The following is a 23,098-nucleotide window of genomic DNA, read 5'->3' on the forward strand; positions in this document are numbered from 1 at the left end:
TTCCGCAGTAGCTCAGTGGTAGAGCTATCGGCTGTTAACCGATCGGTCGTAGGTTCGAGTCCTACCTGCGGAGCCATGGCCCGTTGGTCAAGTGGTTAAGACACCGCCCTTTCACGGCGGTAACACGGGTTCGAATCCCGTACGGGTCATAAAGAAAGAGTCAGCAATATGCTGGCTCTTTTTTATTGTGTATAATCCTCTTTTTTATCATCTTATTTTCCTCAAATAAATAAAGGAATTTAGGAAAAACTATGGTATGTATTAAAAGGAGGAGATAAAAAATGACGCAAGTTAGAGACTTTATGAGTACTCATATTGTACATTGTACACCGTTAGATAATGTATATGAGGCTGCTGTAAAAATGAAGGAAGAATCAGTTGGATTGATTCCTGTTCTTGAAAATGAACAAGTCGTTGGGCTTGTTACTGATCGAGATTTAGTTGTTCGAGGGATTGCTGAAAAACATCCTGGGTCTAATAAAATTACAAATGTAATGACGACAAACATTGTTTCGGTTTCTCCAGATGATTCTATTGAAAAAGCTACAGAATTAATGGCACAGTATCAAATTAGACGATTGCCAGTAGTTGAGGGCGGTCAACTTGTCGGGATGCTAGCATTAGGTGATTTAGCTATAAGAGAAGCGGCAGATGATCAAGCTGGATTCGCTTTAAGTGAAATCTCGGAACGTACGGAATAAAGTTAAACTTTAATTAGTGAAAGTGTTATTGTCCACAAATAGTGGGATAAATGATGGATAAAAATCAGATACATTATTCTAGTATATGTGGATTAAACTAATATATTAGCGTGATGTATCTGAGACATTATATAATAAGTACATAGTTCAGGTTTTCGACAGTTTATTTAAATTTTTCATTCCTAATTTTAAATAAGAGAAAAAGTGATATACTGATAGATATAAGTATTATGATAGGTTTTGAATATAACAATATTTATTTTTAGCGTTGTAATAATGAATTAATATTTCCTACGTAGATAAAGTGAAACTTTAATTATTGGGGGTTTTGTCCATCCTCCAATGATTATTCGTTGAACCAATCGGGCTTTTACCGGCAGTTTTATTTCCCACCTAACTTCCTCGCATTCACTGGATTTTGAGGTGGGCGTCTTACTGCGCGGCAAATAGCGGGATAAAAAGGGAAGGGGAATTATATGAGGGCTGTACAGGGCGATCCAAATTGGAATTTGGTTACAGATACATATATAGAACCAAATAATTTTGCTGAATTATTATCTTTACTTGTACCTTGCCACCCAAAAGGTGAAGGAAAAGAGCGAACTATATTAGCATGGAAAGAAAAAGAATTTTATAAAGAAGAAAATTTAGCAGCAGTTATCGTTTATGGAATGAATAGAGTAAAGAATTTACCACAGTTTCATAAAGATGAAATTCCAACCTTAGTACGTATTCTTCGTTTATGTCAAGAGATTGGTTGGTATGAAGAGGCAAATACTTTTATGGTAACACAAGGGCTAGCTGAATTTGTCCAAACTTCATTGGAATATGAAACATGGGATCTTTTGACACAAGCAGTTGCTTTAAACTATTTAGTTATTAAATATCGTGTCGGGGAATTAACAGATGGGGATGTAGAAATTTGGGATAGAGTTAAATTTAATGAGAAATGTATAACAAATTGTAAACATCTATTATCTCAAAAAGAAATATTAGAGTTTACATTCTTCTATATGTGTAAGAGGGCTAAAGCACAGTCAAAAGAGCAGCTGAATAGTGATATGATGAGTCTAGCGATGTATTGTAATACTTTTGTGTATGATTTATATACACATGACTTATTACGAAAGTATCGTAAGTGTACAGATTTTCTATCATATTATGGACCTAGTCAAGTAGTTTTAGCTTGTCAAAGAGCTGTACTTTCTCAAATTTCAGATCGATTAGACCCACTAAAGACAACTCATGTAGATGATTATTTATATGTGATGAAAGAAATGATGGAACATATGACAATAGGGATAATGGATCGATATAACCATTTTATCGGAAAGTTATTATCATACGTGCCATTTTTCGAAATGATTCAAGTTCCACAGCATGCATATTATTGTGAAGAATTACTGTATATTTGTAAGGGCATTGAATATAAAGAGGAAATACTACGCAATTATATATTTATACAATTACATGATTGTTTACCGTCATTCTTTAAACTATTTCTTAAAAATAAGCGTTATGCGACGATTCATGATATTCTTTTCTATTGGTGTGACGATGAACAAAGAATGGGTTTAGAGAAAAAATATAATCTTAGTTTTATTTATGAAAAATATGCTTGTGGCTAAACAGTATTTTACATATGAAAAATTAATATAAATTAAAAAGGATCTCAATGTTATGTGAGATCCTTTTTTGTTAGTAAAACAAGGAGAAAGTGATTAAGATGAGAAATAACATTCCATATAGGAGAAGTTGTGCAGTATAACTTCCTTGTATACCAAAAAAAGTATTTAGTTTTTCGTATAAATTCAATATATATTTCATTGTGTTATCTTTGAAAGATTGGTACACAGTGTCTCCTCTTTCTAAGCTTCTTGTTCATGTTTTTTATTATTAGGGACATTAATGTATCTAGCTATGAATAATAAAACAGCCATAAAGAATACGGGAATTATAGTAGATAAATAAAAGCCATTACTAATAACATTTGTTATAAGGGCACTTAATAGAAAAATAGCATTATAAACATGGGCAACTTTTTGCTTTAGTCGCACTTGAAATGACTCCATCATAATTTCTAGAGCAACAAAAGCAATGATAATAGATAAAAATACAGTGTTTGTATTGTAAATTATTAAACAACAGATTAAACCTAAAAAGGCTAAGTATTCAATGAAGAGAGGTATATTGCGTGGCATACAATTTACCTAACTAAATACGGCAGTGGATTTACTGCATTTGTTTTTTCAAAATTCCATTCTCCATTATGTAATTCAAAATGGAGGTGTTGTCCGTATGAATGACCTGTGTTACCCATATGACCTAGTAATTGTCCAGTTTGTATTTGATCACCAGCTTGTACAGTGCGATCTTTCATATGAGCATAAACTGTTGTATATAATTTCCCGTTTATTTGATGGGCGATGAACACTACATTGCCATAACTAGCTGAATAATATGATTTAATAACTTTACCTGCAGCGGCAGCTTGAATGGAGACGTTACCTTGTGCTGCAATATCTATTCCATAATGCATTTGTTCCCAGCGTATATCAAAGGTTGAGCTGATTTTTCCTTGAGTAGGGAATTTGAAAACTGCTGGAATAGCTGAAGATTGAGCTGTTTGAGCTTGTGATTGCTGTTGATTTTGTACCACATAGTGTTTGGCCACATACCCGTATCCTGTGCCAAAACGAATTTTATACCAAGTTCCTACTGTTTCTACTACTTGTACCTGTGTACCGTTTTGTAAAGAACCAAGTAGAGTGCCATTTGTGCTAGCATTGCTACGTACATTTAATTTAGGTGTTGCAACAGTATATTTCGTATCATTTTGAACTGTGATTCCTTTTACTAAGGGCTGCGAACCATTAGATACGAATGCTTTTTGTACATAACCTGTTTGACCGTTATGTGAAATTTTATACCATTCGCCTTGTTCTCCTTGAATAGTCACGAACTTACCATTTGGTAATACATCTAAAATGGAAGATTCTAAATTAGGTTCAGAGCGAACGTTCAATGCATTAGCATTGACGATGTATTGATTAGTAGATTGAAGTTTGTTTTTTTGCAGAATAGCATCTTTTTGTACATAGCCTACTTTATTATTAACAGATACTTTATACCAATCCTTCGTTGTTTTAAGTATGTTAACTTTCGTATTAAAGCGAATTGTATCAAGGGATGTGCTATTTGTATTATCTTCTTTATGTAAGGCTACTTGATCGACTTTGACATATCCAGTTTTGACATTAGATAATTGTTCAGCGTTTGCTTTTTGTACATTTGTTTCGCCCATAGAAGGAAGTAATGAGGCGATTGCGACAGTAGTTGCTGTTAGAGCTGTAGCTTTCATATTCATATAATAGAGACCTCCTCTAGTTGTATAGTTAGTTGTAATTTTATTATAGTATAAAGATATAATATAGTGGGTGTATTCACATAAATGTAATATGAAATCAATATAAAAATAAATTTTTTCAGGATAATGATTCCTTTTTATAGAATTAATTGGGATTTTATTTTACGAAATAGAATAATAAGTATTATATAACTCTGTAATTTTGTTGACAATTGGGAAAATTAAAATAGTTGATGATGTCTTATTAGGGTGTTATACTGACAGTGATAATTTTATAGTTTGCTAGGAGAGCTGGTGTTGCCAGCTGAGAGTAAGACCTTAAGTCTTTGATCCTTTTCATTACCTGATCTAGATTATGCTAGCGTAGGGAAGCAATTCGGACACTAATGATGAGTCCCCGTTTCTTTGCGTATAGAAACGGGGCTTTTTTATTTGAAAATTTTATATTGAAACCACTAGGGGTGCTTTTCGTGCTGAGAGAGGAATAATCCTTAACCCTTACAACACCTGATCTAGGTAATACTAGCGAAGGGAAGTGGAACAACGAATAAGCTATAATTTTATTTGTTGTAACCACTTCTGATTATAGAAGTGGTTTTTTATTTAGATACATATATTGAAGGGGGAAATAGAAATGAAATTTTGTAATAGATTGTTAGAAACTGTACAACCAGTTTGGGAGATGAGTCATAATCATCCATTTGTAGTAGGGATGGGGGATGGCACGTTAGAAAAAGATAAGTTTCAGTATTACATTATTCAAGATTATTTATATTTGTTAGATTATGCAAAGCTATATGCCATCGGTGTTGTAAAGGCAACGAACCCACAAGTAATGGGAAAATTTGCTGAACAAATTGATGGAATATTAAATGGAGAAATGACGATCCATAAACAGTATGCAAAAAGGCTTGGAATTTCTATAGAGGAGATAGAATCAGCAAAACCATCTGCTAAAAATTTAGCTTATACAAATTACATGATGTCTGTATCTCAAAATGGCACACTTGCGGAATTAATAGCAGCACTTCTTCCATGTATGTGGAGTTATTGGGAAATTGGAAAGCGTTTAAATGATATTCCTGGAGCGAGAGATCATGAGTTCTTTGGTGAGTGGATTCAAGGATATAGTTCTGAAGAATACGGTAACCTTTGTATTTGGTTAATAGATTTATTAGATGAAATGGCAATTGGAAAGTCAGAGCGAGAGCTAGAAAGATTAGAGGAGATTTTCTTATATTCCAGTCGATTTGAATATTTATTCTGGGATATGTCCTATCGTAAGGAGATGTGGGGATTTGAGGAGCAAGAACATACTACAGTTTCATAATGTTTCTTTTCATTATGATGAGAAGCCAATCATCGATGAATTAAATGCTTCTATACAAGAGAAAGAGTTTGTAAGCATTATTGGGCCAAGTGGCTGCGGGAAAAGTACTCTATTTCGTCTTATTACAGGCTTAGAAGAAGTCAGTACTGGACGGATAGAGCTGACAGAAACAAAAAGTCATCCTGTAGGGTATATGCCTCAAAAAGATATGCTCCTGCCGTGGAGAACAATTATTGAGAATGCTGCTTTGCCACTAGAATGTCAGGGTGTACAGAAGAAAGAAGCACAAGTAAAGGCAAAGGAACTGTTACATAAATTTGGTTTACAAGGATACGAGGGAAAATACCCGAAAGATTTATCTGGCGGTATGAGGCAGCGCGTATCTTTTATCCGAACATTATTAACAGGAGGAGAGATATTATTGCTAGATGAACCGTTTAGCGCATTGGACGCTTTAACGAAGGCATCTTTGCAAGAATGGTTGTTTGAACAATGGAAAGAGTGGGAAAAAACAATTTTATTTATCACTCATGATGTGGAAGAAGCATTGTTTCTTTCGAATCGAATTTTAGTGGTGGAACAGCAGCCGATAACTACTTTGACTGAACGGATTGTGCCGCTTGATCATAACAGAACACGAAAAGATTTATATAAACCGGATGTGTTAGCGCTGAAAGATGAGCTTCTTAGTATGTTACAAAGGCAGGTACTCGTATGATGAACCGATTGAAAGAATTAGTTCCTGCCATTACACTTTCTAGCATTTTACTCGTTATGTGGGAAATAGGAGCAAGAATTGTAGATGAAATGTACATTTTACCGTCACCGTCAGCAATTGTAATGAAGATATGGAAACTAAAAGACATATTATTTACGGTTCATTTACCGGCAACGTTATACGTCGTTTTAATAGGTGTTGTTATTTCTATCGTATTAGGTGTAGGGCTAGCGATGTTAATGAATGCGAGTACATGGATGGAAAGGGCATTTTATCCATTATTAGTTGCCTCACAAACGATTCCTATTACAGCGCTTGCTCCGCTTTTCGTTTTATGGTTTGGATATACCATCTGGAGTAAGGTTGTTGTTACAGTTTTAATTACGTTTTTCCCTATTGCGGTCAATACGTATGACGGACTGCGTAGTACGAAAAAAGAATGGGAGGAGCTCTTAGTTACATATGGAGCAACGAAGAAAGATGTTTTTCTTAAGTTAAAGTTACCGTCTGCTCTTCCTTATTTTTTTTCAGCTTTAAAAATTGCAGTTCCGCTTAGTGTAATTGGGGCAGCAATAGGTGAATGGCTCGGTGCACAAGCTGGGCTTGGTTATTTCAGTAAGAGAATGATGACACAGTTAGATGGAGCTGGTGTATTTGCACCCATTGTATTGTTATCATTATTAGCTATTTTCTTCGTCATACTTATTTCCATATTAGAAAAGAAATTCATTAGTTGGAGGAAGCATTCATGAAATTTTTAAAACGCATCTTTGTGTTTACATTATTAGTTGCAATGATTGCAGGGTGTTCGAGTAATTCAGCATCAGATAAAAGTAAAAAAGAGAAAGAAATAACGGTTATGCTCGATTGGTACCCAAATGCGGTACATAGCTTTATTTATGCAGCAATTGAAAAAGGCTACTTTAAAGAAGAAGGAATAAAGGTAAATATAAAATTCCCTTCTAATCCAACTGATCCATTAACTTTAGCTGCAGCAGGGAAAGTAACAGTTGGTTTGTATTATCAGCCAGATGTTGTTATGGCCAGAGCAAATGAACAAATTCCAGTGAAATCAATTGGAGCTGTCGTACGTTCACCGTTAAATCATGTCGTATCGCTGAAATCAGCAGGTATTCAATCACCGAAAGATTTAGAAGGAAAAACAGTAGGATATTCTGGAACTCCTTTAAGTGAAGCATATTTAAAAACGATGATAAAAGAAGCTGGTGGTAATCCTGATACGGTGAAAGTAGTTGATGTTGGCTTTGATTTAGTACCAGCGTTAATTACGAAAAAAGTGGATGCTGTAACAGGAGCATACATTAACCATGAAGTACCTGTTATGCGTCATGAAGGCCATGAACCAGCGTACTTTAATCCAGCAGAATATGGTGTGCCGAATTATCATGAACTTGTTTTCGTAACAGGTGATAAAACGTTGAAAAAAGATAAAGAAGCATTGCAAGCCTTTTTACGTGGGGCAAAAAAAGGGTATGACTTTATGAAGAAAAGCCCTGATGAAGCATTAAATATTTTATTAAATCATCAAGAAAAAGAAAACTTCCCGCTTGTACCAGAAGTTGAAAAAGAAAGCATGAAAATTTTATTAGAGAAGATGGAAACGAAAGATGAGCCATTTTTATCAGATTCAAAAGATTCATGGGAGAAACAAAACAAATGGTTGAAAGACAAAGGAATGACGAAAGAAATTGTTCCTGCCGATGAATTATTCGAAAACATTTTAAAGTAGGCGAATGAATATGAAAAATGAGCTCCATGTAATCTCAAATGGCCATATGCCATTCGAAGAGTTAGTGAATGTAGCGATGCAAATTGAGAGTGAGATTGATTATTTGCATATTCGTGAGCGTGAGAAAAGTACGAAGGAATTATATGAAGGGGTGGAAGGTCTTTTGAAAAAAGGCTTTCCAGCATCTAAGCTTGTTATAAATGATCGAATTGATATCGCCATTTTATTAAACATTCCGCGTGTTCAATTAGGATACCGAAGCGCAGATGTAAGGTTAGTGAAAGAAAAGTTTTCTTATTTGCATGTCGGTTATTCAGTACACTCGTTAGAGGAAGCGATAGTAGCATTTAAAAATGGAGCGGATTCACTCGTTTATGGTCATGTATTTCCGACAGATTGTAAAAAAGGTGTGCCAGCGAGAGGACTTGAAGAAATTTCAGACATTGCAAGCTGTTTATCTATACCGATTACAGCGATTGGAGGAATTACCCCAGAAAACACAGTAGATGTTCTTACTAACGGTGTAAGCGGTATAGCAGTTATGTCCGGAATTGTAAGTAGTAGTAACCCATATAGCAAAGCGAAATCTTATAAGGAATCAATAAGAAAGTGGGCGGAAAAACATGTGTGAGAAGTATGATGTAGCGATTATTGGCGGTGGTGTAATTGGTAGCTCAGTTGCACATTTTCTAGCAGAAAGAGGACATAAAGTAGCAATTATAGAGAAGCAAAAAATTGCATCGGAAGCTTCTAAAGCAGCTGCTGGCCTGCTTGGTGTTCAAGCAGAATGGGATGCGTATGACCCGCTATTTGAACTTGCTAGAGAAAGCCGAGCTATATTTCCACAACTTGCAACAGTTTTACGTGAAAAGACGGGTATTGATATTGGATATGAGGAGAAAGGGATATATCGTATTGCACAAAACGAAGATGAGAAGGAAAGAATTCTTCACATTATGGATTGGCAACAGAAAACAGGTGAAGATTCATATTTTCTAACGGGAGACCATTTACGGGAAAAAGAGCCATTTCTATCCGAATCCATTATAGGAGCGGTATATTATCCGAAAGATGGTCACGTTATTGCACCAGAGCTTACGAAAGCATTCGTGCATTCTGCATCAATTTCCGGTGCGGATATATATGAACAGACAGAAGTGTTTGATATTCGTATTGAAAATAATAAAGTGACTGGTATTGTTACGAGCGAAGGTATAATCACATGCGAAAAAGTGGTGATTGCCGGTGGCTCATGGAGCACGAAGTTACTAGGTCATTTTCACCGCGAATGGGGTACATATCCAGTTAAAGGAGAAGTAGTAGCGGTAAGAAGTAGAAAACCACTTTTAAAGGCACCTATTTTCCAAGAAAGATTTTATATTGCTCCAAAGCGCGGCGGACGTTACGTAATTGGAGCAACGATGAAGCCGCATACGTTTAATAAAACTGTACAACCGGAAAGCATTACTTCTATATTAGAGCGTGCTTATACAATATTGCCAGCTTTAAAAGAAGCAGAGTGGGAAAGCGCATGGGCAGGATTAAGACCACAATCGAATCACGAAGCTCCTTATATGGGAGAACATGAAGAAATAAAAGGTTTATATGCCTGTACGGGCCATTATCGAAACGGCATTTTATTAAGCCCTGTTTCTGGTCAATATATGGCGGATTTAATAGAAGGAAAGCAGGAGAATCACTTGCTAGATTCATTGCTTTCTAAAACGGTTTAGAAAGGGGATGGAAGTTTGAATTTAAAAATTAATGGTAACCAAATTGAAGTACCAGAGAGTGTAAAAACAGTAGCTGAGTTACTTACACATTTAGAGTTAGATAACAGAATTGTAGTAGTAGAGCGTAATAAAGATATTTTACAAAAAGATGATCATACAGATACATCTGTTTTTGATGGAGACCAAATTGAGATTGTAACTTTCGTAGGAGGCGGTTGATTATGTTAAACATTGGACCATTGTCATTTCAGTCTAGACTTTTATTAGGAACAGGGAAATTCCCTGATTTTGACGTACAGCAAAAAGCAATTGACGCTTCTGAAGCTGAAATTTTAACGTTTGCAGTACGTCGTATGGATATATTTGATGCAAAGCAACCTAATTTATTAGAGAAGCTTGATGTGAAAAAATATACGTTATTACCAAATACAGCTGGAGCAAAAAATGCTGAAGAAGCTGTTCGTATTGCAAAATTAGCAAAAGCTTCAGGGCTTTGTGACATGATCAAAGTTGAAGTTATTGGTGATGATAGAACGTTGTTACCTGATCCAGTAGAAACGTTAAAGGCATCTGAAATGTTACTAGAAGAAGGGTTTATCGTACTTCCGTACACATCTGATGATGTTGTATTAGCACGTAAATTACAAGAACTAGGTGTGCATGCAATTATGCCAGGAGCATCACCAATCGGTTCAGGGCTTGGTATTGTAAATCCGTTAAATTTAAGCTTCATTATTGAACAAGCGACAGTACCGGTTATCGTTGATGCAGGTATTGGTAGCCCAGCTGATGCAGCGTTTGCGATGGAATTAGGAGCAGATGGTGTGTTATTAAATACGGCTGTATCAGGAGCAAAAGATCCTATTAAGATGGCATACGCAATGAAGTTAGGTATTGAGGCAGGTCGCATAGGCTTTGAAGCGGGGCGTATTGCACGTAAACGTTGTGCAACTGCAAGCAGTCCTTTAGAAGGAATGAGTGTAGTTGAATAATCGATATTCTCGCCAAGAACTATTTTCTCCAATTGGGGAAGAAGGACAGCAAAAGATAAGAGAAAAGCATGTGCTTATTATCGGCGCAGGCGCACTTGGTAGTGCAAATGCAGAAATGTTTGTAAGAGCTGGTGTTGGGAAGATAACAATTGTTGACCGTGATTATGTCGATTGGAGTAATTTACAAAGACAACAATTGTATGCAGAGAGCGACGTGAAAAATAATCTTCCGAAGGCTATAGCGGCTAAAAAGCGTTTAGAAGAGATTAATAGTGATGTAACAATAGAGGCCCTCGTTCAAGATGTAACAGCTGAGGAGCTAGAAGAACTTGTTACAAACGTTGATGTAATAATTGATGCGACTGATAATTTTGAAACACGTTTTATTGTGAATGATATAGCACAAAAATATTCTATTCCATGGATTTATGGTGCATGTGTAGGCAGTTACGGTCTTTCTTACACAATTCTTCCTAGTAAAACACCATGTTTATCATGTTTATTACAATCGATTCCGCTTGGCGGGGCGACATGTGATACAGCGGGTATTATATCACCTGCTGTATCTCTTGTCGTTTCTCATCAAGTAACAGAAGCTCTTAAACTGTTAGTAGAAGATTATAAATCACTTCGAGATGGACTTGTATCGTTTGATATGTGGAAGAATGAGTATTCATGTATGAATGTGCAAAAACTTCGCAAACATAATTGTCCTTCGTGCGGAGAGAATGCATTATATCCGTATTTAAATAAAGAGAATACATCGAAAACAGCAGTTTTATGCGGGAGAAATACAGTTCAAATTAGACCACCTCATAAAGAAGAAATGGATTTTGAACAATATAAACAGCTACTAGAAGGCCGTGTGAATGATTTAAATGTAAATCCATATTTACTATCTTTCTCTGTTGAAGAAAAGAGGTTAGTTGCCTTCAAAGATGGCCGTGTACTTGTACATGGAACGAAAGATATAAGCGAAGCAAAGACGATTTATCATCGCTATTTTGGATAGAAAAGGATGAGTGAGATGGAAGTGAATAAAGCTTTAACAATTGCAGGATCTGATAGCGGCGGTGGTGCTGGTATTCAAGCGGATTTAAAAACATTCCAAGAGCTTGGTGTGTATGGGATGACGGCTATTACGGCAATTACTGCTCAAAATACGCTTGGCGTTCAAGGGGTATATCCTGTTCCATTAGAAGGTATTACGGAACAGCTGAATTCAATTGGTACGGATTTAACACCAGATGCAGTGAAACTAGGAATGTTATTTAGTAGTGAAATTATTCAAATTGTGGCAGAACAGATTAAGAAATTTGGTTGGAATAATATTGTGCTAGATCCTGTTATGATTGCAAAGGGCGGAGCATCATTATTACAGCAAGAAGCAGTTCAAGCATTAAAGGAATATTTATTACCAGTAGCAACAGTTATTACACCGAATGTTCCAGAAGCTGAAGTGTTAACTGGGATGGAGATTCATAATATAGAAGATAGTAAGAAAGCTGCGAAAGTATTGCACGAATTAGGTGCTAAATATGTGCTTATGAAGGGCGGACATGCGGAATATCAAGGTAATGAAGTAATTGATTTACTCTTTGATGGAGAAGAGTTTATTGAATTTAGAAGTGAACGAATTCCTTCGAAACAAACGCACGGAAGTGGCTGTACATTTGCTTCAGCAGTTACAGCTGGACTTGCGAAAGGATACTCAATGGACGAAGCAGTTCAAGAGGCAAAACGATTTATTAGTATAGCAATTGAAGAGCCATTGAATATTGGTAGTGGTCATGGACCGACGAATCATTTTGCGTATAAATTGAATAAAGCATAAGCATGAAGAATGAAAAGGCCAGTTTTACAACTGGCTTTTTTTGTTTACTTTTTCCAAATACAAGAGTAATATATCAGCCAGAATACATTTTTTGTAATACGCTGAGTCCAAATATATGGAGCGGAGGAACCAATTTTGTGCATCGTCACTTGGGGTGAATCTTTCAGTTTTGAAAGTAGGGCTACTCTCAAAGCCCGAATCCGACAGCTAACTTCGTAAGCGTTTTGAGAGAGGACGGTGCCATGATGGATACATCACTTCATCGATCCGATTAGTATAGGGGAATATCAATCTACGTTTGAATTCTTTTATGCTAAGGAGGATGAGGTACATGGAACTAACACTTATTTGTGTTGGAGAAAAAAACAAGGTAAAGAGTTTAAGAGAGCTAGTAGCATTTCAGCATGAGTTAATTATTTTTACAGCCAATGAAGAGATAGCGGCTGAAGTTAGAGATTATGGGTTTGAATCAGCTTATAGCTGTAATAAGGAGAAAGATTTTACTAGTATGTGCACACGAATTAAGAAGGTGATTTTACTAGGGGATGAGCTTCCAACAGTTAGTTTCTTCACAGAACACATTCGTTTTTCTTTTCAAGCGCCTATTACTGTTGTTACAAGGAATAAACGATATCCAGCGCGGCTCTATGAAACAATTGGAGCTAAATTTGTCGTGTTTACGAACTGTGATAATATTTCGTTTTTATTTTTTGAATAGGGCGGGGGAAGAAATGATGAAGGTACTATTACTTGGAGATATAGCAAATCGTTGGGCAGTATCGGTAGAGCGAGTTCAAGAATTGATTCAGATTGATCCCCTTTTTCCAGGGCCATATATTATATTACCATCAAAAGATGCTTTGTATTTAGAGATGGATATTACCGAGTATGAGCAGCTACATGCAGAATTGACACAAGTTTATATTCGCGGGAGAAATTTACGTGCATTTTTACGTGGTAAATAAATTCTGAATGAAAACGAGAGCGAATGTTAAGTGTGCCTAAGTGGGGTGCTTATATACATCCGCTCTTTTTTTATATATAAAAGGTCATTTCTATGAAAAAGAAAGAAAAGACAAGAAAACAGATGAAAGAATATTAATAATACTCAATGTAAGCGTTTAAATAGCGTAATATTTTCTTATTTTAAGTAATTTACCTCTTTACAAGTGAAATATAGAGGAGTATATTTACTCTCATAAATCATTTATCAAATTTCCAAAAAAAACCTAAAATCGCTGAGTTCCAGAAATGGAGCGGGGGAACCAATTTTGTGCATCGTCACTTGGGGTGAATCTTTCAGTTTTGAAAGTAGGGCTACTCTTTAGGCCCGAATCCGACAGCTAACCTCGTAAGCGTTTAGAGAGGAGGTTTACTTTTTGTTGTTCATTTTTTGAACACTGAGTAGAGCTCAGTGTTCTTTTTTAATATTTTAATGGTAAATTTTAACATTTAAAGTGAGGGATTGTTATGTTAGATGTTGTGATGATCGGGATTTTTGTTGTATTAGTAGCATCGATGGCAAGTCTTGCAAGTTGGTCAGATAAAGTTGTGAAAGAAGGGAAGCAATCATGATGATTGCCTTATCGGTTATTGTTGCAGCGATTACGGTGTACTTAGTATACGCATTATTAAATCCAGAAAAGTTTTAATTAGGGGGAATCATTCATTATGATTTGGGTTGCAGTCATTATTACAATGCTCTTGTTTATTTTAGTAGCAAAGCCAACGGGGATTTATTTAGAGAAAGCCTTTCAAGGTAGCAAAATGCTAGATAAAGTATTCGGGCCTTTTGAGAAACTTATTTTTAAAATTACAGGTGTAAAAGGATACAATCAAACGTGGAAACAGTATGCATTATCATTAGTTCTACTCAACGGATTTATGATTGTCGTTGTATATTTCATTTTTAGATTACAAGGTGTATTGCCATTAAATCCAGCGCATATTGAAGGGATGGAGCCTACGCTCGCTTTTAATACAGCGATTAGTTTTATGGCTGATACAAACTTACAACATTACAGCGGTGAAAATGGTTTATCTTATTTATCACAATTAATCGGGATTACATTTTTAATGTTTGCGGCACCAGCAACGACGTTAGCGATTGTTATGGCTTTTATAAGAGGACTTGCTGGAAAAGAACTTGGTAACTTTTTCGTTGATTTTACGAGGGCGTTAACGAGAGTGTTTCTTCCTATCGCATTTATTGCAGCGTTAGTCTTTGTCGCACTTGGTGTACCACAAACGTTAGATGGGGCGGTTACAGCACAAACGATTGATGGAGCAAAACAAAGTATTTTACGCGGGCCTGTTGCATCATTCGTTTCTATTAAGGAACTTGGGAATAACGGCGGTGGATTTTTCGGGGCAAACTCTACACATCCTTTTGAAAATCCAGGACAAATGAGTAATATTTTGCAAATGATGCTTATGATGTTATTACCAACAGCACTGCCATTTACGTACGGACGAATGGTAGGAAATAAAAAACAAGGGCGTATCCTTTTCGTTTCACTATTCATGGTGTTTTTACTAGGATTTATAACGATTACGACATCTGAACTAAACGGGAATCCGGCATTAAATGGAATGGGTATCGAACATGTACAAGGAAGTACAGAAGGGAAAGAAGTACGATTTGGAACAGTATTTTCTTCACTATACGCAACAGTAACGACAGCTGCTGAAACAGGGGCCGTTAATACGATGCATGATACGTTAACGCCAATTGGCGGTTTAGTTCCACTCGTAAATATGATGTTGAATACAGTATACGGCGGTGTTGGAGCGGGCTTTATTAATATTATTATGTATGCAATTATTGCAGTTTTTATATCTGGGTTAATGGTCGGAAGAACACCAGAGTTTTTAGGTAAAAAGATTGAAGGTAAGGAAATGAAATTAATTGCAGTAACGATTCTATTTCATCCATTACTTATCTTAGGATTTTCTGCATTAGCTCTTTCAACAAGTTTAGGAACGGATGCGATTTCTCATTCCGGTTTTCACGGTTTAACGCAAGTTGTATATGAATACACATCGTCAGCTGCGAATAATGGATCTGGATTTGAAGGATTAGCAGATAATACACCGTTTTGGAATATTACGACTGGTTTAGTTATGTTTTTAGGACGCTATTTCAGTTTAATTACGATGCTAGCTGTAGCAGCTTCATTGAAAGAGAAGACGGTAGTACCAGAAACAGTCGGAACGTTCCGTACGGATAATGGTTTATTTGGAGGAATCTTTATTGGAACGATTGTAATTGTTGGTGCATTAACATTTTTCCCGATGTTAGTACTTGGCCCAATTGCAGAATTTCTTACATTGAAGTAATGGAGGGTAAATAATGAGACCGGTAGTAGTAAAAGAAAAACAATTGAACGATTCACAAATACATGCTGTAGAAGATGAAGTTAGACAAGCGAAAACGTTGGATCGTGATATCGTGACGCATGCGATGAAACAATCCTTTGCGAAATTGAATCCGAAAGTAATGATAAAGAATCCGATTATGTTCATTGTGGAAATTGGGTTTATCATTACGTTCATTTTATCTTTTCTCCCAAGCAGTTCTAGTAGTGTACCAGGATGGTTTAATATAACAGTTTCTCTTATTCTATTATTTACAGTTTTATTTGCTAACTTTGCAGAAGCGTTAGCTGAAGGCCGTGGTAAAGCGCAAGCCGATTCTTTAAAACAATCGAAGAAAGATGTGTTTGCAAATGTCGTAAAAGAAAATGGAGACATTGTTCAAGTTTCAGCAACTGATCTGAGAAAAGGTGACGTTGTTATCGTAAAACAAGGGGAAATGATTCCAAATGATGGTGAAGTAATAAAAGGGTTAGCGTCTGTCGATGAATCTGCAATAACAGGAGAATCAGCCCCTGTTATAAAAGAAGCGGGTGGCGATTTTTGTTCCGTAACAGGCGGAACGATGGTCGTAAGTGATGAGATTACAATTGTTATTACAAGTAATCCTGGAGAATCATTTATTGATAAAATGATTTCATTAGTAGAAGGGGCTGCTCGTCAAAAAACGCCGAATGAGATTGCTTTAAATACAGTATTAACGAGTTTAACGCTTATTTTCTTAATCGTTGTTGTGACGTTGCCAATTTTCACGAATTATTTAGGGTTTCAAATTGATACAGCTGTACTTGTAGCATTGTTAGTTTGTTTAATTCCAACGACAATTGGTGGGTTATTATCGGCAATTGGTATAGCTGGGATGGACCGCGTGACAAAGTTTAACGTGTTAGCAATGTCAGGGAAAGCAGTAGAAGCTGCGGGCGATATTAATACAATTATTTTAGATAAAACAGGTACGATTACTTTCGGGAACCGAATGGCACATACACTGCTTCCAGTAGGAAATGAAACGATTGAGCAAGTTGGAAAGTGGGCTGCTATTAGTTCTGTTTTAGATGAAACACCAGAAGGTCGATCTGTTATAGAATATGTGCAAACGAAATCTATATCATATAATCGAGAACTTGCAGAACAAGGGGAGTTCGTTCCGTTTAAAGCAGAAACAAGAATGAGTGGTGTCGATTTACAGGACGGAACGAAAGTGAGAAAAGGTGCTGTAGGTAGCGTGATTGAATGGGTTCGATCACAAGGTGGAAAGATTCCAAAAGATGTGAATCAAAAAGCAGATTTCATTTCAAAAGAGGGTGGAACACCACTTGTAGTGGCAGTAGATGATCGTATTTACGGTTTAATTTATTTAAAGGATACGGTAAAACCTGGTATGCGTGAGCGTTTTGAACAATTACGTCAGATGGGGATTAAAACGGTTATGTGTACAGGGGATAACCCATTAACAGCAGCAACAATTGCAAAAGAAGCAGGTGTAGATGAATTCGTTGCCGAGTGTAAACCAGAAGATAAAATTGCAGTTATTAAAGCAGAGCAAGATAAAGGGAAGCTTGTAGCGATGACAGGTGATGGTACAAATGATGCGCCGGCGTTAGCGCAAGCCGACGTTGGATTAGCGATGAATAGCGGTACGACAGCTGCAAAAGAAGCAGCAAATATGATTGATTTAGACTCGAATCCAACGAAAATTATTGAGGTTGTAGGAATTGGTAAGCAATTGTTAATGACGCGCGGGGCGTTAACGACGTTTAGTATTGCGAATGATATAGCAAAATATTTTGCAATTATTCCAGCGATGTTCACACTTGCGATTCCGCAAATGGAAGCATTGAACATTATGAAATTAACGTCACCACTGTCAGCAATTTTATCAGCATTAATATTTAACGCTGTTATTATTCCATTACTTATTCCATTAGCGATGAAAGGAATCGCATATAAACCGATGAGCTCTAATGCATTGCTTAGCAGAAACTTACTCATTTACGGGCTTGGCGGGGTTATCGTTCCGTTCATTGGAATTAAGGTAATTGATATGATTGTCGGCTTGTTCATATAAGGAAGAGGGGAAAAAGATGGCGAAGAAACAAAGTATACTATCACCAATTATTCGTATTACTTTTACATTTTTAGTTTTGTGCGGCCTCGTATACCCGCTTATTGTAACTGGTATTGCACAAGCGGTAATGAAGGATAATGCGGATGGAAGTCTTATATATAATGATAAGGATGAAATAGTTGGTTCGAAATTAATCGGTCAAAATTTCACAGATCCACGTTATTTTCATGGACGTGTCTCTAGTATAGAATATAAAGCAGAAGCATCTGGTTCAAATAACTATGCACCGTCTAATCCAGATTTAGAGAAACGAGTAGAGAAAAGTATGGAAGACTGGAAGAAACAAAATCCAACCGTTCCAGTTACAGAAGTACCGATAGACTTAGTGACGAATTCAGGTTCAGGGCTTGATCCTGACATTAGTCCAAAGGCAGCGTCTGTGCAGGTAGATCGTATCTCTAAAATAACGAATATTCCGAAAGAAAAGTTAAATCAATTGATTAAGGAACAAACAGAAGGTGCTACCCTCGGTTTATTTGGAGAAGATCGCGTAAACGTCTTAAAGTTAAACTTAGAATTACAGAAATTAATGAAATAGTAACAGTACTACCTCAATCTAACGGATTGAGGTAGTGTTGTTTCGCAAGAAGGGTTGTGAGTGTTTTGTATGCGGATGATTATAAACCGACGTTTCAAAGGCGAACGCCAGAGGAATATTTAGAATACATTCGTCAACAAAATCGTGGGAAATTAAAGCTATACGTAGGGGCTGCCCCAGGCGTAGGGAAAAGTTATAAAATGCTTTTTGATGCACGAGAGATGAAAAAAGACGGCATTGATATTGTAATTGGTTTAATTGAAACACATGGTAGAAAAGAGACGGAAGAAGCAATTGCTGATTTAGAAAAAGTTCCTTTAAAAGAAATAGAGTATAAAGGAAAAGTATTTTATGAACTTGATGTAGCAGGAATTATAAAGCGTGGCCCGCAAGTAGTTGTAGTGGATGAACTTGCACATAGTAACATTCCTGGGTCTAAAAATAAGAAGCGTTACATGGATGTGCAAGAATTGTTAGATGCCGGTATATCTGTATTATCTGCGTTTAATATTCAACATTTAGAAAGCGTTCATGACATTGTAGCTCAAATTACGAATGTAAAAGTACGGGAACGTATTCCAGACTTTATTTTACAAAAAGCAAATGAAATTCAGCTCGTTGATGCAACGCCCGAGGTATTAAGGAAGAGATTAATAGATGGAAAGATATATAAGGAAGAAAAAATTCAGCAAAGCTTACAAAATTTCTTTACGCTTAATAATCTAGGGGCACTCAGAGAGTTATCGCTTCGTGAAGTTGCCGATGATATGGACGAGAAAATTAGCCAAACATTAATAGAACCGATTGGCGTAAAAGAAAAAATTCTCGTTTGTGTACAATACAGTTCAACAGCAGAGAAATTAATAAGACGGGGATGGCGCATGGCTGATCGGTTAAACGCTGAATTGTATGTGCTAAACGTTGAGAGGGAAAATGTAGATTCTCTTTCAGCAAGGAAAAAGCAAACAATTGAAGAGTGGAAGTTGCTAACGAATCAATTTGATGCGAGTTTTGTATTAGAAGAAGCAAAAGGAAGAAAACCAGCTGATGTTATTATCGAAGTTGCCCAGAGACTACAAGTAACACAAGTTTTACTCGGACAATCAGCGAGAACAAGATGGGAGGAAATACGAAAAGGGTCTATTGTAAATGAAATTATGAGACAAACGAAGCATATTGATATTCATATTGTTGCGGATCAAAGAGCTTAAATAGAGCCCACCTTTCGGGGGCTCTATTTTGCCTTTTGTGCGGTAGAGAAACGTAACATTTTTATTGCGTATAAAACTATAAGTAGAAATGTAACTGCTCCTATAAAGAAAATCCAAAAGTAATTTTGATTAAATAAAAGAAACCCACCTACAATAGGCCCTGTACCCATACCAAGATAGCGAATGAAGTTGTACATACCGATAGCTGTTGCGCGTTCTTGTACGAATTCTTCCGTTAATAAAGTAGTGTGAGTTGGCATAGAAAGTCCCATGCTAAAACCGTATAAAGAGGTAACGATAATGACGGTTGGGATATTGTTGCTATATGCGAAAGAGAATAAAGTGATACATATAATATTGAAGAAACTAGTGATGAATAAAGCTTGCTTTGTTGTGAACTGTTTTTGCAAAAATTTGTAGCAATAACTTCCTAACATAATAGAAAGGGACATTGGTACAAACATAAGACCAATTTCACTTGCGTGTAGATGATATATATTTGTTAATATGCTAGGCAAAAAAACGAGGAAACAGAAATACATACAAAATTGAATAAAGCCAATAAGTGTAATAGAAAATCCAGTTTTATTTTTTAAGATAAGCCAGTAATTCTTTTTTGCTTTAGGTTGTTTAATTACATTTGGTTTTGTTTCTGGAAGTAGTGAAATGTTTATAATTAATAAGATGATGCCAATTGTAGATAAAAACAGAAATACAGATAAGTGGCCGTGTATACTGCCGAGATAACCACCTATAAGAGGGCCGATCGCAGGTGCGAGAGCAAGTAACATTTGATAAAGGCTCATCGCTTTTCCGCGTTCTTTTCCTTCAAATAAATCACCGATAATCGTTGCTGCAACTACAGGTATAGCCGCTATTCCTATAGCTTGAACAGCTCTAAAAAATAGAAATAAGTAAATGTTTGGTGAGAAAGCACAACCAATTGAGCCGATTGTACTAATAATTAAACTAGGGATAAGGACAAATTTTCTTCCTTTTGTATCAATTAAAGGTCCGTATATGAGCTGCATAATCGCAAGAATGAATGTGAAAAGTGAAACGGTTAAACTTACAAGATAAAGAGAAGTATGAAACGAATTTTGAATCATCGGTAAGATCGGTGTGTAAATATTTTGAGCGAAGGAACTGAGTAAGGCACTCATACAGACAACATATAAAATGAAATTCAGTTTGGTTTTTTCCATAATTGCTAACCTCCTTATTTTTAGTTTCTTAGGAAACTAAATTTATTTTAACATGATTTTCTCACTTGTAAAGATGGAGAAATGATTTTAAAATGGTATATAGTTAAATTGTTTCTTTGGAAACTTAGGAGGCGAACGGATTGGAACGTACAGCGAAACAAATGGAAATAATTTCGGATATTCGTACACTTTTTCATAAAAAAGAAGAGCATTTGAAAGAAAAAAATGAGAAGTTTCTTCGTGAGACAGGTGTAAGTGGTATGTCTTTATCTGAGTTACATGTTATCGAGTGTATCGGACAAAATGGTCTCATGAATGTAACGGCTATTACGACAGAAATGGGAATGACGAAGGGCGCGATCTCTAAAATTTGTACAAAGTTATTTCAAAAGCAGTTCGTTGAGAAGATGCAAATGTTAGATAATCAAAAAGAAATTTTCTTCCGCTTAACGGAAAGAGGAAATGAAATATATAAAGCTCATGAAAAGTTGCATAAACAAGCGGAAGAAAAGTGGCTGTTACTTTTAGATGGATATACGAAAGAAGAGCAAGATTTTATTCAAAGGTTTATAAAGGATGTCTCTGATCATTTGGAAATATAATTGGAAGAAAAAATACTTTTTTCTCAAGCCTTTTGAATATAATTTCTGAAAGAACTCATATATAATAGAAAAAGATACTTAACATAGTGAATAATTAAAGAGTCAATATATATAGAGGAGAGAGTAACATGCTTGAAAATACGGGGTTAGTATTAGAAGGCGGCGGTATGCGTGGTGTATATACGGGCGGGATATTAGAATATTTTATGGAACAAGATTTATATTTTCCATATGTGATTGGTGTATCAGCTGGTGCTTGTCATGCAGCGTCGTATCTTTCCAGACAAAGAAATAGAAATAAAACAGTCAATATTGATTATGCATCACATCCACAATATTTATCGTATAAAAACTTGTGGAAAAAACGTCAACTATTTGATATGGATTTCATTTTTCATGAAATTCCAGAAAAGCATGTGCCGTTTGATTTTGAAACATATTTCAATAGTCCAGAGCGTTTCCTTGTAGGGACAACAGATTGTGAAACAGGACAATCTATTTACTTTGAAAAAGAGGGAACGAATGATGATGCGCTAAATTTATTACAAGCATCTAGTTCATTACCTTTCATTGCACCAGTAGTAAATTACCGTGGTAAGCAATTGTTAGATGGCGGGATTTCTGATCCGATTCCAGTTCGTAAAGCGCAAGAAGACGGATTTAAAAAATCAGTCGTTATTTTAACGAGAAATCATGGTTACGCAAAGAAAAAATCAAAATTTGGTTGGGTTGCTGCGAAAGCTTATAAAAAATATCCGAACCTTGTTAACACAATGCTGAATCGTTATGAGGTGTATAACGAAACGCTGCACTACATTGAAAAAGAAGAGCAAGCGGGTAATTTATTTGTGATCCGCCCAGAAGTGCCGCTTCAAGTAGATCGTATGGAAAAAGATACAGCAAAACTACAAAGTTTATATGAGCAAGGCTATGAGGATGCAAAGAGACAATTTGCAGATTTGCAGGCGTTTTTGCAAAAATAAATTTTAGGCTGCGGAGAAGAATTTCTCTGCAGTCTTTTTTATTATTGATTTCAATACCGAATGTTGGTTATACACATTTTTGGGAATATGGTAAAAACGTGTAGAGAGGTGATACATATGGAAAATGTATATAAAGGACTTAGACATACTGGATTTACTATGTTGCTTATTTTTGGTGGTGTATTTTTATTTCGTTTGCTCATGCATGATGAAATGTTATTAGATCAGCTTATTGGTTTTAGTATAGGAATGGTAATGATTATTTCATCAGTGTTCATTCAAAAGTATAGTAAAGAATTACAGGTAAATGAGAAATATTAAAGGTTTCTAACCTCTTTTAAGTAGTTTGGTCGTAGAGGAGGTTTTCATTTCTTCTATTATTTATGTATTTAATAATGGAATGGGAGAGCTGATGATAGCAATCTTCTTAGGTGTTACAGCAATAGCAAACGGTCTTCTGCTCCTTGCGTTGAAGTAGTTCGTGTGATTGTTGCAAAAGGAAAGTAGCGCATTAACGGGCAGTAAGACCCCCACCTCAAAATTCGGCGAAAGCAAAGAAGTTAGGTGGGGGATCAACTGCCCGTAAATGCCCGATTGGTGAAGCCTAATAATAAGTGGGGGGAAGAAAACC

General features: G+C 36.1%; 26 protein-coding genes, 2 tRNA genes and 4 riboswitches. Of the genes, 25 read left to right on the forward strand and 3 right to left on the reverse strand.

The features are described from left to right. Nucleotide 1 precedes the first annotated feature (1 nt). The 4 genes from JDS81_RS22805 (at nucleotide 2) to JDS81_RS22820 (ending at nucleotide 2,329) form a co-directional block, all read left to right on the forward strand. A tRNA-Asn gene (locus tag JDS81_RS22805) sits at nucleotides 2-76 on the forward strand. Nucleotide 77: 1 nt separating this feature from the next. Then, a tRNA-Glu gene (locus tag JDS81_RS22810) sits at nucleotides 78-149 on the forward strand. A 132-nt stretch (nucleotides 150-281) separates the two neighbouring features. Further along, complete coding sequence (locus JDS81_RS22815) at nucleotides 282-701, forward strand: CBS domain-containing protein (protein ID WP_000195540.1); 420 nt, start codon at nucleotides 282-284, stop codon at nucleotides 699-701. Nucleotides 702-1,177: 476 nt separating this feature from the next. Beyond that, nucleotides 1,178-2,329, forward strand: coding sequence for a DUF3965 domain-containing protein (locus JDS81_RS22820; protein WP_001203043.1), 1,152 nt, complete (start codon nucleotides 1,178-1,180; stop codon nucleotides 2,327-2,329). Between the two features lie 240 nt (nucleotides 2,330-2,569). On the opposite strand, the gene JDS81_RS22825 is transcribed toward JDS81_RS22820, so the two are convergent. Next, complete coding sequence (locus JDS81_RS22825) at nucleotides 2,570-2,902, reverse strand: hypothetical protein (protein WP_001137815.1); 333 nt, start codon at nucleotides 2,900-2,902, stop codon at nucleotides 2,570-2,572. A 5-nt stretch (nucleotides 2,903-2,907) separates the two neighbouring features. After that, nucleotides 2,908-4,068: an SH3 domain-containing protein gene (locus tag JDS81_RS22830; RefSeq protein ID WP_001056044.1), complete on the reverse strand. Its 1,161-nt coding sequence runs from the start codon at nucleotides 4,066-4,068 to the stop codon at nucleotides 2,908-2,910. A gap of 274 nt (nucleotides 4,069-4,342) precedes the next feature. Then, nucleotides 4,343-4,455, forward strand: a riboswitch (TPP riboswitch). Nucleotides 4,456-4,515: 60 nt separating this feature from the next. Then, nucleotides 4,516-4,619: riboswitch (TPP riboswitch) on the forward strand. 83 nt (nucleotides 4,620-4,702) lie between these two features. Between JDS81_RS22830 and tenA the strand changes: the two genes are divergently transcribed. The 18 genes from tenA (at nucleotide 4,703) to kdpDN (ending at nucleotide 19,677) form a co-directional block, all read left to right on the forward strand. Then, the gene (gene tenA, locus JDS81_RS22835; protein ID WP_000666918.1) at nucleotides 4,703-5,398 is read left to right on the forward strand and encodes a thiaminase II; all 696 of its coding nucleotides are present in this window, start codon (nucleotides 4,703-4,705) and stop codon (nucleotides 5,396-5,398) included. Next, nucleotides 5,367-6,116 carry an ABC transporter ATP-binding protein gene (locus JDS81_RS22840; protein WP_001256784.1) on the forward strand — a complete coding sequence of 250 codons (750 nt, stop codon included), beginning with the start codon at nucleotides 5,367-5,369 and terminating at the stop codon, nucleotides 6,114-6,116. Before tenA ends, JDS81_RS22840 begins: the two co-directional genes overlap by 32 nt. After that, entirely contained in the window at nucleotides 6,116-6,868 is a 753-nt protein-coding gene (locus tag JDS81_RS22845) for an ABC transporter permease (protein ID WP_002059286.1), read from the forward strand. Before JDS81_RS22840 ends, JDS81_RS22845 begins: the two co-directional genes overlap by 1 nt. Then, nucleotides 6,865-7,866 (forward strand): ABC transporter substrate-binding protein, encoded by a 1,002-nt coding sequence (locus JDS81_RS22850; protein ID WP_097953281.1) that lies wholly within the window; start codon nucleotides 6,865-6,867, stop codon nucleotides 7,864-7,866. The genes JDS81_RS22845 and JDS81_RS22850 overlap by 4 nt, the downstream gene beginning before the upstream one ends. Nucleotides 7,867-7,876: 10 nt before the next feature. Continuing rightward, nucleotides 7,877-8,497, forward strand: coding sequence for a thiazole tautomerase TenI (gene tenI / locus JDS81_RS22855; RefSeq protein ID WP_097953280.1), 621 nt, complete (start codon nucleotides 7,877-7,879; stop codon nucleotides 8,495-8,497). Beyond that, complete coding sequence (gene thiO / locus JDS81_RS22860) at nucleotides 8,490-9,599, forward strand: glycine oxidase ThiO (protein ID WP_097953279.1); 1,110 nt, start codon at nucleotides 8,490-8,492, stop codon at nucleotides 9,597-9,599. The genes tenI and thiO overlap by 8 nt, the downstream gene beginning before the upstream one ends. Nucleotides 9,600-9,614: 15 nt before the next feature. Further along, complete coding sequence (thiS, locus tag JDS81_RS22865; RefSeq protein ID WP_001049505.1) at nucleotides 9,615-9,818, forward strand: sulfur carrier protein ThiS; 204 nt, start codon at nucleotides 9,615-9,617, stop codon at nucleotides 9,816-9,818. Nucleotides 9,819-9,820: 2 nt separating this feature from the next. Beyond that, entirely contained in the window at nucleotides 9,821-10,591 is a 771-nt protein-coding gene (gene thiG / locus JDS81_RS22870; protein WP_000932007.1) for a thiazole synthase, read from the forward strand. Beyond that, nucleotides 10,584-11,603 (forward strand): thiazole biosynthesis adenylyltransferase ThiF, encoded by a 1,020-nt coding sequence (gene thiF, locus JDS81_RS22875; protein WP_001065426.1) that lies wholly within the window; start codon nucleotides 10,584-10,586, stop codon nucleotides 11,601-11,603. The genes thiG and thiF overlap by 8 nt, the downstream gene beginning before the upstream one ends. 15 nt (nucleotides 11,604-11,618) lie before the next feature. Continuing rightward, entirely contained in the window at nucleotides 11,619-12,425 is an 807-nt protein-coding gene (thiD, locus tag JDS81_RS22880; RefSeq protein WP_000453550.1) for a bifunctional hydroxymethylpyrimidine kinase/phosphomethylpyrimidine kinase, read from the forward strand. Between the two features lie 89 nt (nucleotides 12,426-12,514). Continuing rightward, nucleotides 12,515-12,663, forward strand: a riboswitch (cyclic di-AMP (ydaO/yuaA leader). A 93-nt stretch (nucleotides 12,664-12,756) separates the two neighbouring features. Beyond that, nucleotides 12,757-13,143, forward strand: coding sequence for a hypothetical protein (locus tag JDS81_RS22885; protein WP_000424095.1), 387 nt, complete (start codon nucleotides 12,757-12,759; stop codon nucleotides 13,141-13,143). 13 nt (nucleotides 13,144-13,156) lie between these two features. Then, nucleotides 13,157-13,390: a hypothetical protein gene (locus JDS81_RS22890; protein ID WP_141499391.1), complete on the forward strand. Its 234-nt coding sequence runs from the start codon at nucleotides 13,157-13,159 to the stop codon at nucleotides 13,388-13,390. A gap of 261 nt (nucleotides 13,391-13,651) precedes the next feature. Next, nucleotides 13,652-13,797: riboswitch (cyclic di-AMP (ydaO/yuaA leader) on the forward strand. A 98-nt stretch (nucleotides 13,798-13,895) separates the two neighbouring features. Continuing rightward, nucleotides 13,896-14,000, forward strand: coding sequence for a SipW-dependent-type signal peptide-containing protein (locus JDS81_RS22895; protein ID WP_000887889.1), 105 nt, complete (start codon nucleotides 13,896-13,898; stop codon nucleotides 13,998-14,000). Then, nucleotides 13,997-14,077 carry a K(+)-transporting ATPase subunit F gene (kdpF, locus tag JDS81_RS22900; protein ID WP_000972378.1) on the forward strand — a complete coding sequence of 27 codons (81 nt, stop codon included), beginning with the start codon at nucleotides 13,997-13,999 and terminating at the stop codon, nucleotides 14,075-14,077. Before JDS81_RS22895 ends, kdpF begins: the two co-directional genes overlap by 4 nt. A gap of 19 nt (nucleotides 14,078-14,096) precedes the next feature. Further along, on the forward strand, nucleotides 14,097-15,764 hold the full coding sequence (gene kdpA, locus JDS81_RS22905) for a potassium-transporting ATPase subunit KdpA (protein WP_000638325.1): 1,668 nt from the start codon (nucleotides 14,097-14,099) through the stop codon (nucleotides 15,762-15,764). Nucleotides 15,765-15,777: 13 nt separating this feature from the next. Continuing rightward, entirely contained in the window at nucleotides 15,778-17,868 is a 2,091-nt protein-coding gene (kdpB, locus tag JDS81_RS22910) for a potassium-transporting ATPase subunit KdpB (RefSeq protein WP_001247984.1), read from the forward strand. A gap of 16 nt (nucleotides 17,869-17,884) precedes the next feature. Continuing rightward, complete coding sequence (kdpC, locus tag JDS81_RS22915; RefSeq protein WP_097953276.1) at nucleotides 17,885-18,466, forward strand: K(+)-transporting ATPase subunit C; 582 nt, start codon at nucleotides 17,885-17,887, stop codon at nucleotides 18,464-18,466. Nucleotides 18,467-18,522: 56 nt separating this feature from the next. Beyond that, nucleotides 18,523-19,677 carry a KdpD-like non-kinase potassium sensor gene (gene kdpDN / locus JDS81_RS22920; RefSeq protein ID WP_097953275.1) on the forward strand — a complete coding sequence of 385 codons (1,155 nt, stop codon included), beginning with the start codon at nucleotides 18,523-18,525 and terminating at the stop codon, nucleotides 19,675-19,677. A 23-nt stretch (nucleotides 19,678-19,700) separates the two neighbouring features. Here kdpDN and JDS81_RS22925 read toward each other — a convergent pair whose 3' ends face one another. After that, the gene (locus JDS81_RS22925; RefSeq protein WP_097953274.1) at nucleotides 19,701-20,882 is read right to left on the reverse strand and encodes an MFS transporter; all 1,182 of its coding nucleotides are present in this window, start codon (nucleotides 20,880-20,882) and stop codon (nucleotides 19,701-19,703) included. Nucleotides 20,883-21,022: 140 nt separating this feature from the next. Between JDS81_RS22925 and JDS81_RS22930 the strand changes: the two genes are divergently transcribed. The 3 genes from JDS81_RS22930 (at nucleotide 21,023) to JDS81_RS22940 (ending at nucleotide 22,788) form a co-directional block, all read left to right on the forward strand. Next, the gene (locus JDS81_RS22930; protein WP_097953273.1) at nucleotides 21,023-21,484 is read left to right on the forward strand and encodes a MarR family transcriptional regulator; all 462 of its coding nucleotides are present in this window, start codon (nucleotides 21,023-21,025) and stop codon (nucleotides 21,482-21,484) included. 128 nt (nucleotides 21,485-21,612) lie between these two features. Then, on the forward strand, nucleotides 21,613-22,467 hold the full coding sequence (locus tag JDS81_RS22935) for a patatin-like phospholipase family protein (protein ID WP_000892698.1): 855 nt from the start codon (nucleotides 21,613-21,615) through the stop codon (nucleotides 22,465-22,467). A 117-nt stretch (nucleotides 22,468-22,584) separates the two neighbouring features. After that, on the forward strand, nucleotides 22,585-22,788 hold the full coding sequence (locus JDS81_RS22940) for a hypothetical protein (RefSeq protein ID WP_000432816.1): 204 nt from the start codon (nucleotides 22,585-22,587) through the stop codon (nucleotides 22,786-22,788). Nucleotides 22,789-23,098: the final 310 nt, after the last annotated feature.

The sequence above is a fragment of the Bacillus cereus group sp. N31 genome, assembly GCF_016483245.1.
In the GTDB taxonomy this organism is placed as follows: domain Bacteria; phylum Bacillota; class Bacilli; order Bacillales; family Bacillaceae_G; genus Bacillus_A; species Bacillus_A toyonensis.